Below are 15,347 nucleotides of genomic sequence, written 5' to 3'. Positions count from 1 at the left end.
GCACGCGGGCCATGGAGAGAATGCGGTAGGGGTGAATTAGACTTGCACCCCATGACGCCAGCAGACCTTTCTCAGCTCATCAGGACGACGACCGTTTCCGTGCTCACGCAGCACGACCTCGACGCATCCGTAGTGCCGGACAACGTCACCGTGGAGCGCCCGCGTAACCCCGAGCACGGCGACTACGCCACCAACATCGCGCTGCAGGTGGCCAAGAAGGCGGGGACCAACCCGCGCGAGCTGGCCACCTGGCTGGCTGAGGCGCTGTCGTTGGACGATGCAGTGGACACCGCCGAGGTCGCGGGCCCCGGGTTCCTCAACCTGCGCCTGGCATCCGCCGCGCAGGGGCAGCTGGTTGGCCAGATCCTGGACGCGGGAGAGGGCTTCGGCGGCTCGACCCTGTACGCAGGCGAGAAGATCAACCTTGAGTTCGTCTCTGCAAACCCGACCGGCCCGATCCACCTGGGCGGCACCCGCTGGGCTGCCGTGGGCGACTCGCTGGGGCGCGTGCTGGAGGCCTCCGGCGCCGAGGTGACCCGCGAGTACTACTTCAACGACCACGGCGGGCAGATCGACCGTTTTGCCCGCTCACTCGTGGCCGCGGCGAAGGGGGAGCCGACCCCCGAGGACGGTTACGGCGGGGACTACATCAAGGAGATTGCGGGCGCTGTCGTCGATAAGCATGCCGATGCACTCGACGGCGATGACGCGCAGGTGCAGGAAAATTTCCGCGCGGCTGGCGTGGAGATGATGTTTGCGCAGATCAAGGAGTCGCTGCACGAGTTTGGCGTGGACTTCGACGTGTTCTTCCACGAGAATTCACTGTTCGAGTCGGGCGCGGTGGACAAGGCGATCCAGACGCTGAAGGACAACGGCAACCTCTACGAGGCCGAGGGGGCCTGGTGGCTGCGCTCGAGCGACTTCGGCGACGACAAAGACCGCGTCGTGCTGAAGTCCGACGGCAACGCCGCCTACATTGCAGGCGATATTGCCTACGTGGCGGACAAGTTTGATCGCGGCCACGACCTGGCCATCTACATGCTCGGCGCGGACCACCACGGCTACATCGCGCGACTGCGGGCCGCAGCGCAGGCGCTGGGCTACAACCCGGAGGCCGTCGAGGTGCTCATCGGCCAGATGGTGAACCTGGTGCGCGACGGCAAGCCGGTGAAGATGTCCAAGCGCGCGGGCACGATCATCACGCTGGATGATCTTGTGGACGCCATCGGTGTGGACGGCGCGCGCTACTCGCTGGTCCGCTCCTCCGTCGACTCCAGCTTGGACATCGACCTAGACCTGTGGACGAAGCAGTCCAGCGACAACCCGGTCTACTACGTGCAGTACGGCCACGCGCGCCTGTGCTCGCTGGCACGCAACGCGCAGGACGCCGGCGTGAGCGCCGAGGGCGCGGACTTCGCGCTGCTCACGCACGAGAAGGAGGGTGACCTGATCCGCACGCTCGGCGAGTTCCCGGCAGTGGTCAAGGCCGCCGCCGAGCTGCGCGAGCCGCACCGCATTGCCCGCTACGCCGAGGAGCTGGCGAGCTCCTTCCACAAGTTCTACGACTCCTGCCAGGTCCTGCCGAAGGCCGGCGAGGACACCGCCCCGATCCACGGCGCACGCTTCGCGCTATCTATGGCCACCCGCCAGGTGCTGGCAAACGCGCTGCGCATGGTCGGCGTGTCCGCCCCGGAGCGGATGTAGGGGGGGGCTGGTGCACCATGGATAACGCTGTAGAAACCCCGTCTGCGCAGCAGTTTAATGAGCTCCCCGCGCACGTCTGGCCCCGCAACGCGGCGCGCCAGGAGGATGGCGTGATCACCATCGCGGGTGTGCCGCTGCCCGAGATCGCCGCGGAGTACGGCACGCCCGTCATGGTGGTGGACGAGGACGATTTCCGTTCGCGGTGCCGCGACATGGCAGAGGCGTTCGGCTCCGCCCGCAACGTGCACTACGCGTCGAAGGCGTTTTTGACCCGCCACATCGCCCGCTGGGTCGACGAAGAAGGCCTGGCCCTTGACGTAGCGAGCGAGAACGAGCTGCGCATCGCGCTGGCCGCCGATTTCCCGCCGGAGCGGATCACGGTCCACGGCAACAACAAGTCCGCCAGCTTCCTGCGCCTGTGCCTGGACGCCGGCGTGGGCCACGTGGTGATCGACTCCCGCCAGGAACTCACCGAACTCGCGGCGCTGGCGGAAGAGTGTGGCAAGGTGCAGGACGTCTTCGTCCGCGCCAAGCCGGGCGTGGACGCGCACACGCATGAGTTCATCGCCACCAGCCATGAGGACCAGAAGTTCGGCCTGTCGCTTGCCTCCGGCTCGGCGTACGAGGCCGCGGTCGCCGCGATCCGCTCGCCGCACCTGGAGCTCACCGGCTTGCACTGCCACGTAGGCTCCCAGGTCTTCGACGCGGAGGGCTTCAAGCTCGCCGCCCAGCGCGTCCTTGGCCTCTACGCCCAGATCTGGAAGGAACAGGGCGTCGCGCTCAAGTTCCTCGACTTGGGCGGCGGCTACGGCATTGCATACATGAACGGTGAGGAGCCGCTGGACGTCGGGGCGGTGGCGAAGGACCTCCTGCGCGAGGTCCAGCACGTCGCCGACGACCTGGGCATCGAGGCCCCCACGGTGGTGGTCGAGCCCGGCCGCGCCATCGCGGGCCCGTCCACGGTGACGGTGTACCGCGCCGGCATCGTCAAAGACGTCCACACCTCGTACACCGCGACGCGCCGCTACATCGCAGTCGACGGCGGCATGAGCGATAACATCAGGCCAGCGCTCTACGCATCGCTTTACGACGCCCGCGTGGCCAACCGCTTCACCGAGGGCACCCCAGTGCCGACGCGCCTGGTCGGCTCGCACTGCGAGTCCGGCGACATCCTGGTGGAAAACGCCGCGTGGCCCGACGACATTGCGTCCGACGACCTCATCGCCATCGCGGCGACGGGCGCGTACTGCTACTCCATGAGCTCGAACTACAACTCATTCGGGCGCCCGGCCGTGGTTGCCGTGCGCGCGGGGCAGGTAAAACCCATGGTCAGGCGCGAAACTGTCGAGGACATTTTGGCCCGCGAATATTAAAGCGCGCACCCGGCCCCGAAAAAGTAGACCAAGCGGTACACTGTGCCGGGTACGCAGACCCGTTACTTGAGGAGAGGGAACACGCATGACCGTCGCAAGCGCCGAAGGCCACAACGGCAACTACCCGGGCAAGGGGATTGGACACGCCGTGGGCGTGGCCGTGCTGGGCAAGGGCACCGTGGGCACCGAGGTGCTGCGCCTGCTCAAGGAGTTTTCTGACAGCCTGGAGCAGCGCGTCGGCGGTCCGCTCGAGGTCCGCGGCGTCGCCGTGTCCAACCTGGACAAGCACAAGGACGCGCCGGAAGTCCAGGACGTGTACCTGACCGATGATGCCTCCGAGCTGGTCACGCGCGACGACGTCGACGTCGTCGTGGAGCTGATCGGTGGCATCGATTACCCGCGCGAGCTGGTGCTCAAAGCGCTGCACGCGGGGAAGTCCGTCGTGACCGCGAACAAGGCGCTGGTGGCGGCGCACGGCTCCGAGCTCGCGGACGCCGCCAACGAGGCCGGCGTGGACCTCTACTACGAGGCGGCCGTCGCCGCGGCCATCCCCGTGGTCGGCATGCTGCGCCGCTCGCTGGCGGGCGACAAGGTGGAGCGGATCTCCGGCATCGTCAACGGCACCACCAACTTCATCCTGGACGCCATGGCGTCGACTGGCGCGAGCTACGAGGACGCGCTGGCGGAGGCGACCCGCCTGGGCTACGCCGAGGCCGACCCGACCGCGGATGTGGAGGGCCACGACGCGGCGTCGAAAGCCGCGATCCTTGCGTCCATGGGCTTCCACACCCGCGTGACCTTTGATGATGTGTACTGCGAGGGGATCTCCAAGATCACTGCGGATGACATCGCGGCGGCGAAGAAGTCGAACCAGACGATCAAGCTGCTGGCCATCTGCGAGCGGCTGTACGACGACGCGGGCAACACCACCGCCGTCAACGCCCGCGTCCACCCGACCCTGGTGCCCAACGAGCACCCGCTGGCCACGGTGGATAAGTCCTACAACGCCATCTTCGTGGAGGCGGAGGCGGCCGGCCGCCTCATGTTCTACGGCAACGGCGCCGGCGGTGCGCCCACGGCGTCGGCGGTGCTCGGCGACCTGGTCGGCGCCGCCCGCAACAAGGTGCACGGCGGCCGCGCCCCCGCGGAGAACCCCTACGCCGACTACGACGTCGTGGCCTTCGACGAGGTCCCCACGCGCTACCACATCAACATGACGGTCTCCGACCGCGTCGGCGTGCTGGCCGACCTCGCCCGGCACTTTGCCGACGACGGCGTTTCGCTCTCCGCGGTGCGCCAGGAAGAGTCCGGGAATGAGGCCCACCTCATCGTGGTCACCCACAAGGCGTTGGAGAAGGACTTGCGCGCGATTGTGCAGAGGCTCTCCGAGCACGACGCCGTCCAGGCGGTTAACTCCGTCATCCGTCTCGACTCCTAAGGCAGAAAGGGAACGCAATGCCCACCGACCTGCAAGTAGGCCTCAAGGCCACCGTGACCGTCCCGGGTTCCTCCGCGAACCTGGGCCCGGGGTTTGACACCCTGGGCATCGCCGTGAGCATCTACGACACGGTGGAGGTCGAGGTCACCGCCTCCGGTCTGGACGTACAGATCTTTGGCGAGGGCGCCGACGAGCTGCCGCGTGACAACTCCCACCTGGTGGTCAAGGCGATCCGCTCGGGGCTCAAGGCGGCTGACGTCGAGGCGCCGGGGCTGAAAGTGACCTGCAACAACAACATCCCGCAGTCGCGCGGCCTAGGGTCCTCCGCGGCCGCCGCGGTAGCGGGCGTTGTCGCCGCGAACACACTCGCGGGCGGTCCGCTGAGCACCGACGAAATCGTCCAGCTGTCCAGCGAATTCGAGGGGCACCCCGACAACGCCGGTGCGTCCGTACTCGGCGCGGCAGTCGTGTCCTGGACGGAAATCCCGGTGGACGGGCGCTCACTGCCCGAGTACCGGGCTGTGGGCGTAGACGTGGACCCGCGGATCCGGGCGTACGCGCTGGTGCCGGACTTCCACGCCTCCACCAACGCGGTGCGCAAGGTGCTGCCCAGCCACGTCACGCACACGGACGCGCGCTTCAACGTGTCGCGCACCGCGGTGATGACGGTGGCGATTCAGAACCACCCGGAGCTGCTGTGGGAGGGCACCCGCGACCGCCTGCACCAGCCGTACCGGTCCGACGTGCTCCCGGTGACGGCGGAGTGGGTCAACCGCCTGCGCAACCGCGGCTACGCCGCGTACCTGTCCGGCGCCGGCCCGACCGCGATGGTGCTGTGCACCGAGCCCGTCGACGAGGCGATCCTGGACGAGGCCCGCGCCGCCGGCCTGCGCGTGCTGGACCTCGAGGTCGCCGGCCCGGTCAAAGCCGAGCTGACGAGCGACTAGGGGCGAGCGCCTAACGCCGCAGGCCGTCCATCCCGCCGCGCAGGCTCGCCACCCCTCGCACGCCCCGGGCCTCGAGCGCGGCGACCGCCCGCGCGGAGCGGGCGCCCGAGGCGCAGATGAGCACCCCGCCGCCTGCTAACTCCGGCGGGGTGTAGCCGTCGAGGACCCTGCCCAGTGGCACGTTGATCGCGCCCCGGATGTGGTCGGTGGCGTATTCGGAGGGCTCGCGGACGTCGATAAGCACTGCCCCCGGCGGTATGCTGCCTACTTCCGCGGGCCCGTGCGGTGGGTCAAGCTCGCGGACGCGCTCGGTCACGGCTGGGTCCGCGTTGAGCGGGACGTATTCCCAGGTGCCGGCGAGGCCGTCGAAGTAGCCGAGCGTGCCCACGAGCGGCGTGCCCATACCGGTGGCGAGCTTGAGCGCCTCCATCGCCATCGCTGAGCCGACGACGCCGACGAGCGGCCCAAGCACGCCCGCCTGCGAGCACGACGGGACCGAGCCGGGCGGCGGCGGGGCGGGGAAGAGGTCCTCGTAGACGGGGCCGTGGCCGGCCCAGAAGACGGAGAGCTGCGCCTCGACACCGAGGATGGAGCCCCAGATGTGCGGGATGCCCAGGCGTGCCGCGGCGTGGGAGATGACGTGGCGGGTGTCAAAGTTGTCGGAGCCGTCGAGGACCATGTCGGCGCTGGCGAGCTGCGCCACGGCGTTGTCCCATGTCAGGCGCGTGCGGACCGGGTCGACCTCCGTGTCGGGGTTGAGGGCTTCGAGCGCGTCCATGGCGGAGAGCACTTTAGCGTCGCCGACGGTGCCGGTGGTGTGGATGACTTGGCGGTGCAGGTTGGAGAGGGCGACCGCGTCGTCGTCGATAAGCACGATGCTCCCGACGCCCGCGCCCGCGAGGTAGAGGAGGGCGGGGGAGCCGAGGCCGCCCGCGCCGACGACGGCGATGCGCGCGCCGCGGAGTTTCTGCTGGGCGGCCTCGCCGATGAGCGCGGTTTGGCGCACGTAGCGGCTATCCATCAATGCCCACCCACTGGGTCTCGCCGCTGGCCATGACCTGCCGTTTCCAGATCGGCACCTCGGACTTGACGCGGTCGGCGGTTGTCTCGCACGCGTCGAAGGCGTCGCCGCGGTGCGCGCTGGCGGCGAGGACGAGGAAGGCGAGCTTGCCGATGGGCACCTCGCCCGTGCGGTGCGCGGTGAAGAGGCGGACGGGGTGGGCGGCCGCGACCTCCGCGGCGACGCGCCGCAGCTCATCGGTGGCGCTGGGGTGCGCCTCGTAGGCGAGGGTACGGACGCGCTGGCCGCCGTCGTGGTCGCGGACAATCCCGTCGAAGCGGACGAGCGCGCCCATCGCGTCGGTGAGTGTGTCGGTGGTGGCCTGCTGTGCGAGCAGCTCGAGCGGTTGGTCCGTGACGACGGCGCCGATGACCTGGCCGGTCTGCGCGGCGACGTAGGCGGGATCGGGGTCGGGGTCGGGGCGGCTAGTGTGCATGGTTGCCTTCCAGCTGGTCGAGGAGGTGGGGCAGGATCGGGGCGAGCACCGCGCAGCCGTCTTGCACGCCGCCGCGCGACCCGGGCAGCGCCATGATGAAGGTGCCGCGCTGGGTGATGCCGGCGACGGTGCGAGAGAGGATAGCGGTCGGGGTGGAGGCGAGACCTTGCTGGTAGAAGGCGTGCGCGATCCCCGGGAGCTCGCGATCCACGTGCGCGGCGACGGCCTCGACCGTGCGGTCGTCGGGGCTGACGCCGGTACCGCCGGAGGTGAGGACGACGCTGGGCCGGCGGGCGATGGCGTCGCGCACAGCGGCGTCGATGTCGGCGTCCGCGACCACGGTGGCGTCCGGGGTGCGCAGGTCCATTCCGCGCAGGAACTCGACCGCGATCGGCCCGGATTCATCCTGGTAGATGCCTTGCGACGCCCGCGTGGACGCGACGATGACCTCTGCGTTTCTCATAGCGTCCCCATCGTACCGCCGGGCGCTACAGCGGGTACGCGGCGGCGAGCTCGCCGGCCCGCAGGGTGGCACCCGCGGGAATCCGGATGAGGTGCGTCGCCTGCGCCCCCTGCGCGAGGAGGTGTGAGCCGGGGCCGCCGATCGGCCGAAGCGCCCCGTGCTTGACCGCGCCGCGCAAGAACTGCTCCCTGCCCTCCAACCCCGCGACATCGCAAGCAAGCGGCGCCAGAATCGGCTCGGGCGCGTGCCCGAGCAGCGGCGCGACGTAGGTACGGAAGCTGACCAGCGTGGAGATCGGATTGCCGGGCAGGCTGATCACGGGCGTCTCGGCGAAGCGGCTGAGCCCTTGCGGGCCTCCCGGTTGCTGGGCCACGTGCCCGTACCAGCCCTGGCGGAAGATTTGGCGGACCACCTCGAACTTGCCGTGGCTGATCCCGCCGGAGGTGACCACTGCGTCCGGCGCGTGCTCCGCGATTGCATCCCGCACCTGCGCCTCCAGCTCGTCCGGGGCATCGCTGGTGCGCACGTGCGCAGCGACCCCGATGCCGTACCGCGCCGCCAACGCCCGCAGCATCGGCCCGTTGGCGTCGGGGATCGTCGCGGGGCCGGTAGGCCTTGCGGTGACTTCGGCGCCCCCGGTCACGATGACAATCCGCGCCGCCCGCACGACCTCGACCTCGCTGATGCCCTGGCTTGCCAGCGCGCCGACGAGCGCCGGGGTAACCGGCGCGCCCGCCGGAGCGAGCTCCTCGCCCGCGGCGATGTCGGAGCCCGCCCGCCGCACGAAGGCGCCTTCTTCCGTTGCCGGCAGGCGCACGCATTCGCCCTCGCCGACGAACTTGGCCGGGGCGCACGCCTCCACAGGCACGACCGCCCGCGTCCCGCTCGGCAGCTTGGCCCCCGTCATCACCGGCGCCGCCAGCGCGCCCAGCCCCACCGGGTACGCGGTGTCCGGGTCCGCGCCCGCAGCAACTGTGGGGCCGACTACCGCCTCGCGAGCGCCCACCTCACCCACCGCGTACCCATCCATCTGCGAGTTTGTAAAGGGCGGTTGCTGGCGCAGCGTCACGACGGCGCCGGCAAGCGACGCCCCGCGCGCGGCAGCGTCAAGCGGCGTGGTCAGCTCGCTGCGGCGCTCGCCCAGCGCTGCAGCCACCGCGGCGAAATGCGTTTCGGGGGTTCGGCTCATGGGGCCATCGTACGGCGCAGCACGCAGGTATCGTGTGAGCATGCAGATCCACTACTTCGCCGCCGCCCGCGCGGCCACCGGCACGCCGTGCGAGGACGTCGGCGAGTTCTCAACGCTCGAGCAGTTGCTTATCGACGCCACGTCGCGCCACACCGGCACCACCGATTCCGGCCAGACGCTCGCGGACATCGTGGCGCGCTGCACATTCCTCGTCGACGGCACCCGGTCGGACCCTTCCACGCCGCTGGCCGGCGCGTCGCGCGTCGACGTGCTTCCGCCGTTCGCGGGTGGGTAGTGAAGTTTTTCCGCACGTGCGGAAAAACTTCACCCGTGTTCCGCCGGGATGAGCCTGACCTTCCGCACGTCTAACGCGCAGGTCACCTGCGTTCCGGGCGCGAGATCCTGGCGCAGCACCGCCTCGCGGTCCACGAGCAGCGAAACGTAGTGCTCGGTGTGCTCGGTGTGCTCGGCGTCCCCGCCCACGGCCAGCTCGACGGCGGCGCCGCCTCCCGGGAGCAGGTCGACCGCGCTGACCCGCCCGCGGAGCAGGTGGGAGCCCGCGGGCTGTGGGGTGCGAATCACAGAGAGCGCGTCCGGGGGGAAGGAGGCGCGGAGGGGGCGGGGCACGGTGGCGTCGGGAAGCGGTGGCCCCTCGAGCAGGCTGAGGTCCGCGAGCAGGTTCATGCCCAGTAGGCGTGCGGAAAATGCGGTGGCGGGGGCGGCGAGCTCGTCGGCGGCGGGGCGCAGGCTGACGACGCTGCCGCTGCGCATGACGGCGACGTGGTCCGCAAGCGTCGCGACGTCGATGGCGTCGTGCGTGACCACGATCGTGGTGCGTTCGCGGGCCGTGGCCTGCAGCAGGCGGCGCCACTGGGCGGTGGTGGCGGCGTCGATGGCGGCGAGCGCGGACCAGCGCGACCTGGGCGGCCTGCCCGCCGGACAGCGCGGGGACGGGGACGTCTGCCAGCGATGCGAGCCCGGCCGCGCGCAGCAGCTGCTCGGCGCTGCGGGTGACCATAGCGAGAGCGGTGCGCGGCGTCGCGGTCGGCGGCAGTGCGGGGTCCTGCGTGAGCAGCACTACGCCCCGTTGCTTTGCAACGCCCCTGGCCAGCGTCGTCTTCCCCGCGCCATTCGGCCCGATGAGCGCCGTCGTTGCGTTGGCGGGGAAGCGGGTGGCGCCGGCACGGACTTCCTCGCCGCGCGCGTCGGGGCGGGTCAGCTGACTGAGTTTCGCGGCGTCGATCGTGCCGGTTTCCCGCGGTTGTTCCGCGGGCCGGTGTCGGCCGCGCCACTGCGCGAGCGCGGCTGGCAGGGCGGTTGCCGCCAGCGCGAGGACCGCGAACCCCACCAGAATGGCGGAAAGCCCGTAGGCGAGTGACTGGTCGACCTCGCGCGCCAGGTAGATCCCCAGCGGCATGGTTCGTGTGGTGCCAGGCATGGAGCCGGCAAAGGTGAGGGTGGTGCCGAACTCGCCCAGCGAGCGGGCGAACGCGAGCCCAGCGGCGGTGACGAGAGCCGGGGCGATGGCGGGCAGGATAATCCGGCGAACGATCCGTCCCGGCGGGATCCCGACCGCCTCCGCCGAAGCGGCCACCTCCGGCCCCAGTTGGCGCAGCGCGGAATCGAGCGTGATGACCACGAAGGGCAGGGCAACGTACACGTGAGCGGCGACAACGCCGGGGAAGGCGAAGGCGAACTGCCAGTGCAGCGCGTCGAGGAGCGGGGCGGCGAGGCCTCGCCTGCCGATGAGCGCCGAGAGCGCAAGGCCCGCGACCACCGGCGGCATTGCCAGTGGCAGGAGGACGAGGAGCCGCGCCAGCGATGACCCGCGGCGGACCCGCTGGAGCCACAGCGCCAGCGGCGTGCCGAGCGCGACCGCGATGACCGTGGCAAGCATGGCCGACGCAACCGTTACCCGCAGCAGTTCGTGCGTTTCCGGTGTCCGGAGCACGGCGCCGAGGTCGGTCCACGGCACGCGCGCTCCGAGCGCAAACACGGGCAGGACGATGAGCGCGAGCGTGATCGCCGCCAGCGCCGAAACGGCTGGCGGGGTAGGGTTCGGCCGAGCGCGCATCATGCTGCCGGGGTGAAGCCGGACTGCTCCCACATCTCGCGCGCCTGCGGGCTGTGGAGTCGGTGCACCAGTTCGCCGGCCTCGCCCGGGTGCTCGGAGCTCGTGACGACGCCCGCGACCAGGGAATTCGGGAACTCGGCGGCGTGCGGAATGTCGACGGTGTCCACGTCTCCGTCAGCCGCAGCCGCGTCGGTGCGGTACACGAACGCGGCGTCGGCTTCGCCCGAGACCACTTTGCCCAGCGTGTCTGCCACGTTGTGCTCCAACGAGACGGGGTGAACGTCGAGCGAGTTGACGCGGAGAAGCTGCTGCGACACCGCGCCGCAGGGGACCTGGGCGTCGCACATGACAAAGTTCACGTCGTCGCGCTCCAGGTCATCGGCGCTGCGCACGCCCGCCGGGTTCCCCTTCGGAACTACGAGCACCATCGAATTCGTCGCCACGATCTCGGGGGCGCGCGCCACGCCCGCGCGCACCGCGTCGTCCATGTTTTTCTGGTCGGCGGTGATGAGCACGTCTCCGGGTGCGCCCTCGCGCAGCTGCTGCACGAGGGTGGAGGAGCCTGCGTTGTTGAAGGTGAGTGGGGCGTCGATAAGCGTGCGCATCTCGTCGTTGAGGACTCTTGTCGACGCCGCGCCGAGGACGACCACCGCCTCGCTGCCGCCGGGAACGGGGTCGCTTGCGCACGAGGCGAGCAGGGATGCGAGCGCGGTCGCGGCGATGGCGGTGTGAACGGCGCGCACGGCGGCTCCTTTGTGGCGGCGAATTGTACGGAGAGAATCTACCACGCAGGGGTGTGCGCAACGGCGCGGTGCGATGGGCCGGTTTTTCCGCACAGGCGGAATTTCTGGCGGGCTGATTTTTCCGCACGGGCGGAAAACCGAATGCATGTGTGTGCGTAAATGTGGCGGGTTTTAAGGGGAGAATGTTCGGCCAGAGTATGCGCCGTTACCTGCTATGTTCGAAAATTTTGGACTCCTTGTTCGGTGAGGGTGTTACTGTTCGCACAAACATGAGATCGATGATTTGGAGACGGGACAATGACTACCACCTTGGAGCGGCCGAAGAGCCTCAAAGCGCTCTCGGCGGAGATAGTGAAAGCGAGCCACGCGCTGAGCCAGAGCCACGCTGCGGTGCTGGATGCGATAGGGCAGTTTGATGAGGCAGACTACGCTGGCGAAACCGGGTGCCGCAGCACCGCGGCGTGGCTCATCCGTTATTGCAGGATGAAGAAGTCCCGCGCCTACGAATACGCTGATGTTGCCCGCAAGCTGCGCCCATACGAGCTGCTTCGTGAGGCGTTTGCTGGTGGGGAGCTTGATTATTCGACGGTCAGGCTTGTCCTGAAGTACATCACGCCGGACAACGAGGCGGTGCTTGTTGAGCAGGCTGTTGAGCTGGGTTACCACGGGCTCAAGCAGGCGCTGGCGGGCAGTATGGAGATCGATTCGGGCGGATCCACGCACTCCGCCAATGGGTTGCAGCTGAGGGAGGATGGGGAGAAGACTCGAATCTGGGGCACGATGAGCGCTGTCGACGGAGCGCAGTTCAAAGCGGCGCTGAAGGCAGGGGCGCTTGCGTACCACGCCGGGATGAGCGACATGCGCGACTACCTGGACGCGGACGGCATGCTGGACCACGCCAAGCTGGACGCGGCGCTGGACAAGGTCGCCGACCTCCCGGACGCCGCGCAGGCTGACCTGTTGAAATCGGGGACGGGTCTGCCTCCGCAGCGGCTGCTGCTCGCGTCGCTGATGGGGATGGTGCAGCTGGTCCGCTCGGGGATGGCCAGGTCGACCAAGCTCGCCCCGGCAGCGCAGGTGACCATCATGATGGACACCCAGGGGCGGGGATATTTGCCCAACAACACTTCGGTGCCGGCGTTCAGGCTGGCAAACATCGCGGCGAACGCAGAGGCGCGCGGGGTGCTCGCCGACACCCACGGGCTGATCATCAATTACGGGAGAAAACGCAGGCTGGCCAGCAAAACCCAGATGCAGGCGCTCTCCGCGATGTGGGGAAGTCAATGTGCCATGCCCGGATGCACGCATGACCACTTCATCGAGGCGCACCACATCGACGACTGGGCCAACGGCGGGCTGACCGACCTGGACAACCTCCTCCCGCTGTGCAGTTCGTGCCACTCCATGGTCTCCGACGGGGAAATACGAATTCTGCGGCAGGGCGACGACATCCACTTCGTCGGGCCCGACGGCGCGCGGTGGGTCTCGCGGGACCGGCGCACCCCGCTGCGCGACGACGATGCCCGCGTCATGGCGGAGCTGCCAGATTACGGCGAATGCTTCGACGATTGGTTGGACGCATGAGTGGGGCCGAGTTCGACCTCACCGAGGGCGCCCAGTTCCTCTGGGGTGTCGTAGTCCTGCTCGCGGCCGTCGCCGGGTACGCGCGCCACCTGCGTGGGGGCGTCGAAAAGCCGCTTTGCGGCGACACCGCTTGCCCCCGCGCGCTCGAGCGCCCGGAGCAGCGCTGCGCGGTGCCAGACGGCGCACAACGGCTGCAAGTAGCCGTCTTCGGCTTCGACCGCAGCGACGTCGGTCTCCTTGTCGGTGAGGGTGCGCACCAGGCAGGGCAGCAGCGCGCCGGACCGGGGAGCGTCCACGGCGATCACGCCGACGAGGTCGGTTTCGAGCGCGCCCAGACCCGCGGCAATCCCCGCGACGGGGCCGCCGAACGGCGGGTCCTCTGCGACCTGGCTGACGCCGCGCAGTCCCAGCGGGAATGGGGACACCACCACGACATCCGCATCGTCCGGCAACGAGGCGATGACGTGGTCGACCAGCCGCTGGCCGTCGAGTTTGACCTGCGCCTTCTCCGCGCCCATGCGCGTGGACCTGCCGCCAGCGAGGACGATGACGCCGAGCGACACGCGCTACGCCTCCGGCTGCTCGCGCAGCGTGGGCAGCTCGCGCGACCAGTCACCGGAGCGCCCACCCGACTTCGCCGTAATGCCGCAGCGGCGGATGTACGCGGACCGGTCCACACCCTTCACCATGTCCACGATCGACAGCGCGGCGACGTTCACCGCTGTGAGCGCCTCCATCTCCACGCCGGTACGGTCAGCAGTGCGCACCGTCGCCTGGATAAACACGTGGTCCTCGCGCAGCGCAATCTCGACCGCGCAGCCGTGCACGCCAATCGTGTGCGCCAGCGGCAGCAACTCTGGCACGCGCTTCGCAGCGGCGATCCCGGCGACGCGCGCCACCGCGAGCACGTCGCCCTTCGGCACGGTTCCGTTCGCCAGCGCCGCCATCACCTCGGGCGAGCACGCGACCTCGCCCTGCGCCGTCGCCGTGCGCACGGTCGGCCACTTCTTCGTGACGTCGACCATGTAGGCCTCGCCAGCGCCGTTCAAGTGGGTGAATTCCATCATGCTCCTTAGAGATATACGTGTATTGGGCCAGAGTGCTTATCGACGACAGCGAGCCCGTCCACACCCGCCAACGATGCCACGAAACTCGAGCTCGTCGCCGCCGAAAACGGCTCCGCCACCGCCCGGTCGCCGTCGTACCGCAGCCGGACGGGAACCGCGAACGTCGTGTCCGGCTTCGATGTCGACGGGAACCCGGGTGCGCGCTCGGCCACAACCCGCGGACGCTCGGCGAGACGCAGTCGGTCGGTGCGTCCGGCGTGGGCTGCAATCAACGGCGCGGCGTACAGGACGAACGAGACGTAGGCGGCAACCGGATTGCCCGGCAGGCACACCATTGGGGTGCCGCGGAACGTGCCGGCCCCCTGTGGGCTGCCGGGGCGTTGCGCAACGTGGCCGAACCACATCGACCCGCTCGCCTCGTCCTCCGCCACCGCGCGGACCACATCGAACGCTCCGGCGCTGACGCCGCCGGAAGTAATGACCAGGTCTGAGGATGCGGCGGCGCGGGCAAGGAGGTCCGCGGCGTCGGTGGCGGCGTCGTTGGCGTGGAAGCGCTGGACGGTCCCGCGGTGCCCGGTCGCTGCGGCGGCCAGTTCTGCGAGCATTGGCAGGTTCGAGTCGGGGATCTGCGGGCCGCTGACCGCGCCGGGCCAGGGCACGAGTTCGCTCCCCGTGGACACGACGGCGATGCGAGGCGCCGCGAAGACGTCGACGGTGCGAATGCCGGTGGAGACGCACGCGGCGAGCGTGGGGGCGTCGCAAAGCGTGCCGCGGCTGGCTATCCGCGTGCCGGGGCGGACGTTCTCGCCGGCGCGCCGGATGTGGCTGCGCGAGGTGTCGGCTTCGTTGATGGTCACGTGCTGCGGGAGCGGGTGCGGGCCGCGGGGGATGCTGGTCTGCTCGACCGGGACGACAATCAGGTCGGAGTCGGCTCCGTCGACGGGGGCGCCCGTCATGACCCGGATGGCGTGGCCCGCGGGGCAGGCGAGTGCGGGCGAGCCGGCGGGGACGTCGCCCGCGACCGGGAGCGTCCACGGGCCGGGGGCGGGGAGGTCTGACGCGTGGACGGCGAACCCGTCGACGGCGGAGTTGTCAAACGGGGGAACGGCGAGCGCTGCGCTGACGTCGGAGGCGAGCACGAGGCCGGCTGCGGCGTCGAGCGGGACGTCGCGTTCGACGCGCGGGTGGGCGAGCGAGAGCACGCGTTCGAGGTGTTCGGTAACGCTCGGCCGTGTGCCCTGGCCTTCTCCGGGGTGGTGGGCGCTCATG

17 protein-coding genes are annotated in these 15,347 nt (G+C 69.7%); 8 read left to right on the top strand and 9 right to left on the bottom strand.

Annotation, left to right across the window (positions count from 1 at the left end; all coding sequences use genetic code 11):
* Positions 1 to 51: 51 nt before the first annotated feature.
* From argS to thrB, 4 genes are all read left to right on the top strand, one after another.
* On the top strand, positions 52 to 1,704 hold the full coding sequence (argS, locus tag CKJ84_RS05475) for an arginine--tRNA ligase (RefSeq protein WP_095546174.1): 1,653 nt from the start codon (positions 52 to 54) through the stop codon (positions 1,702 to 1,704).
* A gap of 17 nt (positions 1,705 to 1,721) precedes the next feature.
* A complete protein-coding gene (lysA, locus tag CKJ84_RS05470; protein WP_095546173.1) occupies positions 1,722 to 3,077 on the top strand; it encodes a diaminopimelate decarboxylase in 1,356 nt (451 codons plus the stop codon).
* An 85-nt stretch (positions 3,078 to 3,162) separates the two neighbouring features.
* The gene (locus CKJ84_RS05465; RefSeq protein ID WP_095546172.1) at positions 3,163 to 4,515 is read left to right on the top strand and encodes a homoserine dehydrogenase; all 1,353 of its coding nucleotides are present in this window, start codon (positions 3,163 to 3,165) and stop codon (positions 4,513 to 4,515) included.
* A 17-nt stretch (positions 4,516 to 4,532) separates the two neighbouring features.
* Complete coding sequence (gene thrB / locus CKJ84_RS05460; RefSeq protein WP_095275963.1) at positions 4,533 to 5,462, top strand: homoserine kinase; 930 nt, start codon at positions 4,533 to 4,535, stop codon at positions 5,460 to 5,462.
* A 10-nt stretch (positions 5,463 to 5,472) separates the two neighbouring features.
* On the opposite strand, the gene CKJ84_RS05455 is transcribed toward thrB, so the two are convergent.
* The 4 genes from CKJ84_RS05455 to CKJ84_RS05440 are packed head-to-tail and all read right to left on the bottom strand — an operon-like array spanning position 5,473 to position 8,610.
* Positions 5,473 to 6,483, bottom strand: coding sequence for a ThiF family adenylyltransferase (locus tag CKJ84_RS05455; protein WP_095546171.1), 1,011 nt, complete (start codon positions 6,481 to 6,483; stop codon positions 5,473 to 5,475).
* On the bottom strand, positions 6,476 to 6,958 hold the full coding sequence (locus CKJ84_RS05450) for a molybdenum cofactor biosynthesis protein MoaE (RefSeq protein WP_095546170.1): 483 nt from the start codon (positions 6,956 to 6,958) through the stop codon (positions 6,476 to 6,478). The genes CKJ84_RS05455 and CKJ84_RS05450 overlap by 8 nt, the downstream gene beginning before the upstream one ends.
* Entirely contained in the window at positions 6,948 to 7,421 is a 474-nt protein-coding gene (locus CKJ84_RS05445; protein ID WP_095546169.1) for a MogA/MoaB family molybdenum cofactor biosynthesis protein, read from the bottom strand. The genes CKJ84_RS05450 and CKJ84_RS05445 overlap by 11 nt, the downstream gene beginning before the upstream one ends.
* 25 nt (positions 7,422 to 7,446) lie before the next feature.
* On the bottom strand, positions 7,447 to 8,610 hold the full coding sequence (locus tag CKJ84_RS05440; protein ID WP_095546416.1) for a molybdopterin molybdotransferase MoeA: 1,164 nt from the start codon (positions 8,608 to 8,610) through the stop codon (positions 7,447 to 7,449).
* Between the two features lie 40 nt (positions 8,611 to 8,650).
* Between CKJ84_RS05440 and CKJ84_RS05435 the strand changes: the two genes are divergently transcribed.
* Complete coding sequence (locus CKJ84_RS05435) at positions 8,651 to 8,905, top strand: MoaD/ThiS family protein (RefSeq protein WP_095275974.1); 255 nt, start codon at positions 8,651 to 8,653, stop codon at positions 8,903 to 8,905.
* Between the two features lie 29 nt (positions 8,906 to 8,934).
* Here the strand turns inward: CKJ84_RS05435 and CKJ84_RS12340 are convergent, their stop codons facing one another.
* The gene (locus tag CKJ84_RS12340; protein ID WP_198949260.1) at positions 8,935 to 9,294 is read right to left on the bottom strand and encodes a hypothetical protein; all 360 of its coding nucleotides are present in this window, start codon (positions 9,292 to 9,294) and stop codon (positions 8,935 to 8,937) included.
* On the opposite strand from CKJ84_RS12340, the gene CKJ84_RS12335 reads away from it, so the two are divergent.
* Together CKJ84_RS12335 and CKJ84_RS12695 are read left to right on the top strand one after the other, a co-directional pair.
* Positions 9,293 to 9,988 carry a hypothetical protein gene (locus CKJ84_RS12335; RefSeq protein ID WP_198949259.1) on the top strand — a complete coding sequence of 232 codons (696 nt, stop codon included), beginning with the start codon at positions 9,293 to 9,295 and terminating at the stop codon, positions 9,986 to 9,988. The two genes, CKJ84_RS12340 and CKJ84_RS12335, sit on opposite strands and share 2 nt — an antisense overlap.
* A 282-nt stretch (positions 9,989 to 10,270) precedes the next feature.
* Positions 10,271 to 10,435, top strand: coding sequence for a hypothetical protein (locus tag CKJ84_RS12695; RefSeq protein ID WP_198949258.1), 165 nt, complete (start codon positions 10,271 to 10,273; stop codon positions 10,433 to 10,435).
* Positions 10,436 to 10,683: 248 nt separating this feature from the next.
* On the opposite strand, the gene modA is transcribed toward CKJ84_RS12695, so the two are convergent.
* On the bottom strand, positions 10,684 to 11,427 hold the full coding sequence (gene modA / locus CKJ84_RS05415; protein ID WP_233125506.1) for a molybdate ABC transporter substrate-binding protein: 744 nt from the start codon (positions 11,425 to 11,427) through the stop codon (positions 10,684 to 10,686).
* Between the two features lie 297 nt (positions 11,428 to 11,724).
* On the opposite strand from modA, the gene CKJ84_RS05410 reads away from it, so the two are divergent.
* On the top strand, positions 11,725 to 13,011 hold the full coding sequence (locus CKJ84_RS05410; RefSeq protein WP_095546165.1) for an HNH endonuclease signature motif containing protein: 1,287 nt from the start codon (positions 11,725 to 11,727) through the stop codon (positions 13,009 to 13,011).
* Here CKJ84_RS05410 and CKJ84_RS05405 read toward each other — a convergent pair.
* From CKJ84_RS05405 to CKJ84_RS05395, 3 genes are read right to left on the bottom strand one after another with little or no spacing between them, the layout of a single operon-like run.
* The gene (locus CKJ84_RS05405; RefSeq protein ID WP_255407222.1) at positions 12,975 to 13,574 is read right to left on the bottom strand and encodes a molybdenum cofactor guanylyltransferase; all 600 of its coding nucleotides are present in this window, start codon (positions 13,572 to 13,574) and stop codon (positions 12,975 to 12,977) included. The two genes, CKJ84_RS05410 and CKJ84_RS05405, sit on opposite strands and share 37 nt — an antisense overlap.
* A gap of 3 nt (positions 13,575 to 13,577) precedes the next feature.
* Entirely contained in the window at positions 13,578 to 14,075 is a 498-nt protein-coding gene (gene moaC, locus CKJ84_RS05400; protein ID WP_095546164.1) for a cyclic pyranopterin monophosphate synthase MoaC, read from the bottom strand.
* 8 nt (positions 14,076 to 14,083) lie between these two features.
* Positions 14,084 to 15,346, bottom strand: coding sequence for a molybdopterin molybdotransferase MoeA (locus CKJ84_RS05395; RefSeq protein ID WP_095546163.1), 1,263 nt, complete (start codon positions 15,344 to 15,346; stop codon positions 14,084 to 14,086).
* Position 15,347 lies beyond the last annotated feature (1 nt).

The sequence above is a fragment of the Corynebacterium sp. NML 120412 genome (genome assembly GCF_002285155.1).
Classification (GTDB): Bacteria; Actinomycetota; Actinomycetes; order Mycobacteriales; family Mycobacteriaceae; genus Corynebacterium; species Corynebacterium gottingense.
The sequence above is the reverse complement of the archived record's forward strand: the minus strand, read 5'-3'. Positions and strand labels throughout refer to the sequence as shown.

What these genes read in the sequence shown, in the direction of transcription:
- argS (WP_095546174.1), top strand. Translation starts at nt 52, where the DNA reads ATGACGCCAGCAGACCTTTCTCAGCTCATCAGGACGACGACCGTTTCC.
- lysA (WP_095546173.1), top strand. Translation starts at nt 1,722, where the DNA reads ATGGATAACGCTGTAGAAACCCCGTCTGCGCAGCAGTTTAATGAGCTC.
- CKJ84_RS05465 (WP_095546172.1), top strand. Translation starts at nt 3,163, where the DNA reads ATGACCGTCGCAAGCGCCGAAGGCCACAACGGCAACTACCCGGGCAAG.
- thrB (WP_095275963.1), top strand. Translation starts at nt 4,533, where the DNA reads ATGCCCACCGACCTGCAAGTAGGCCTCAAGGCCACCGTGACCGTCCCG.
- CKJ84_RS05455 (WP_095546171.1), bottom strand. Translation starts at nt 6,483, where the DNA reads ATGGATAGCCGCTACGTGCGCCAAACCGCGCTCATCGGCGAGGCCGCC.
- CKJ84_RS05450 (WP_095546170.1), bottom strand. Translation starts at nt 6,958, where the DNA reads ATGCACACTAGCCGCCCCGACCCCGACCCCGATCCCGCCTACGTCGCC.
- CKJ84_RS05445 (WP_095546169.1), bottom strand. Translation starts at nt 7,421, where the DNA reads ATGAGAAACGCAGAGGTCATCGTCGCGTCCACGCGGGCGTCGCAAGGC.
- CKJ84_RS05440 (WP_095546416.1), bottom strand. Translation starts at nt 8,610, where the DNA reads ATGAGCCGAACCCCCGAAACGCATTTCGCCGCGGTGGCTGCAGCGCTG.
- CKJ84_RS05435 (WP_095275974.1), top strand. Translation starts at nt 8,651, where the DNA reads ATGCAGATCCACTACTTCGCCGCCGCCCGCGCGGCCACCGGCACGCCG.
- CKJ84_RS12335 (WP_198949259.1), top strand. Translation starts at nt 9,293, where the DNA reads ATGCCCAGTAGGCGTGCGGAAAATGCGGTGGCGGGGGCGGCGAGCTCG.
- CKJ84_RS12340 (WP_198949260.1), bottom strand. Translation starts at nt 9,294, where the DNA reads ATGAACCTGCTCGCGGACCTCAGCCTGCTCGAGGGGCCACCGCTTCCC.
- CKJ84_RS05410 (WP_095546165.1), top strand. Translation starts at nt 11,725, where the DNA reads ATGACTACCACCTTGGAGCGGCCGAAGAGCCTCAAAGCGCTCTCGGCG.
- moaC (WP_095546164.1), bottom strand. Translation starts at nt 14,075, where the DNA reads ATGGAATTCACCCACTTGAACGGCGCTGGCGAGGCCTACATGGTCGAC.
- CKJ84_RS05395 (WP_095546163.1), bottom strand. Translation starts at nt 15,346, where the DNA reads ATGAGCGCCCACCACCCCGGAGAAGGCCAGGGCACACGGCCGAGCGTT.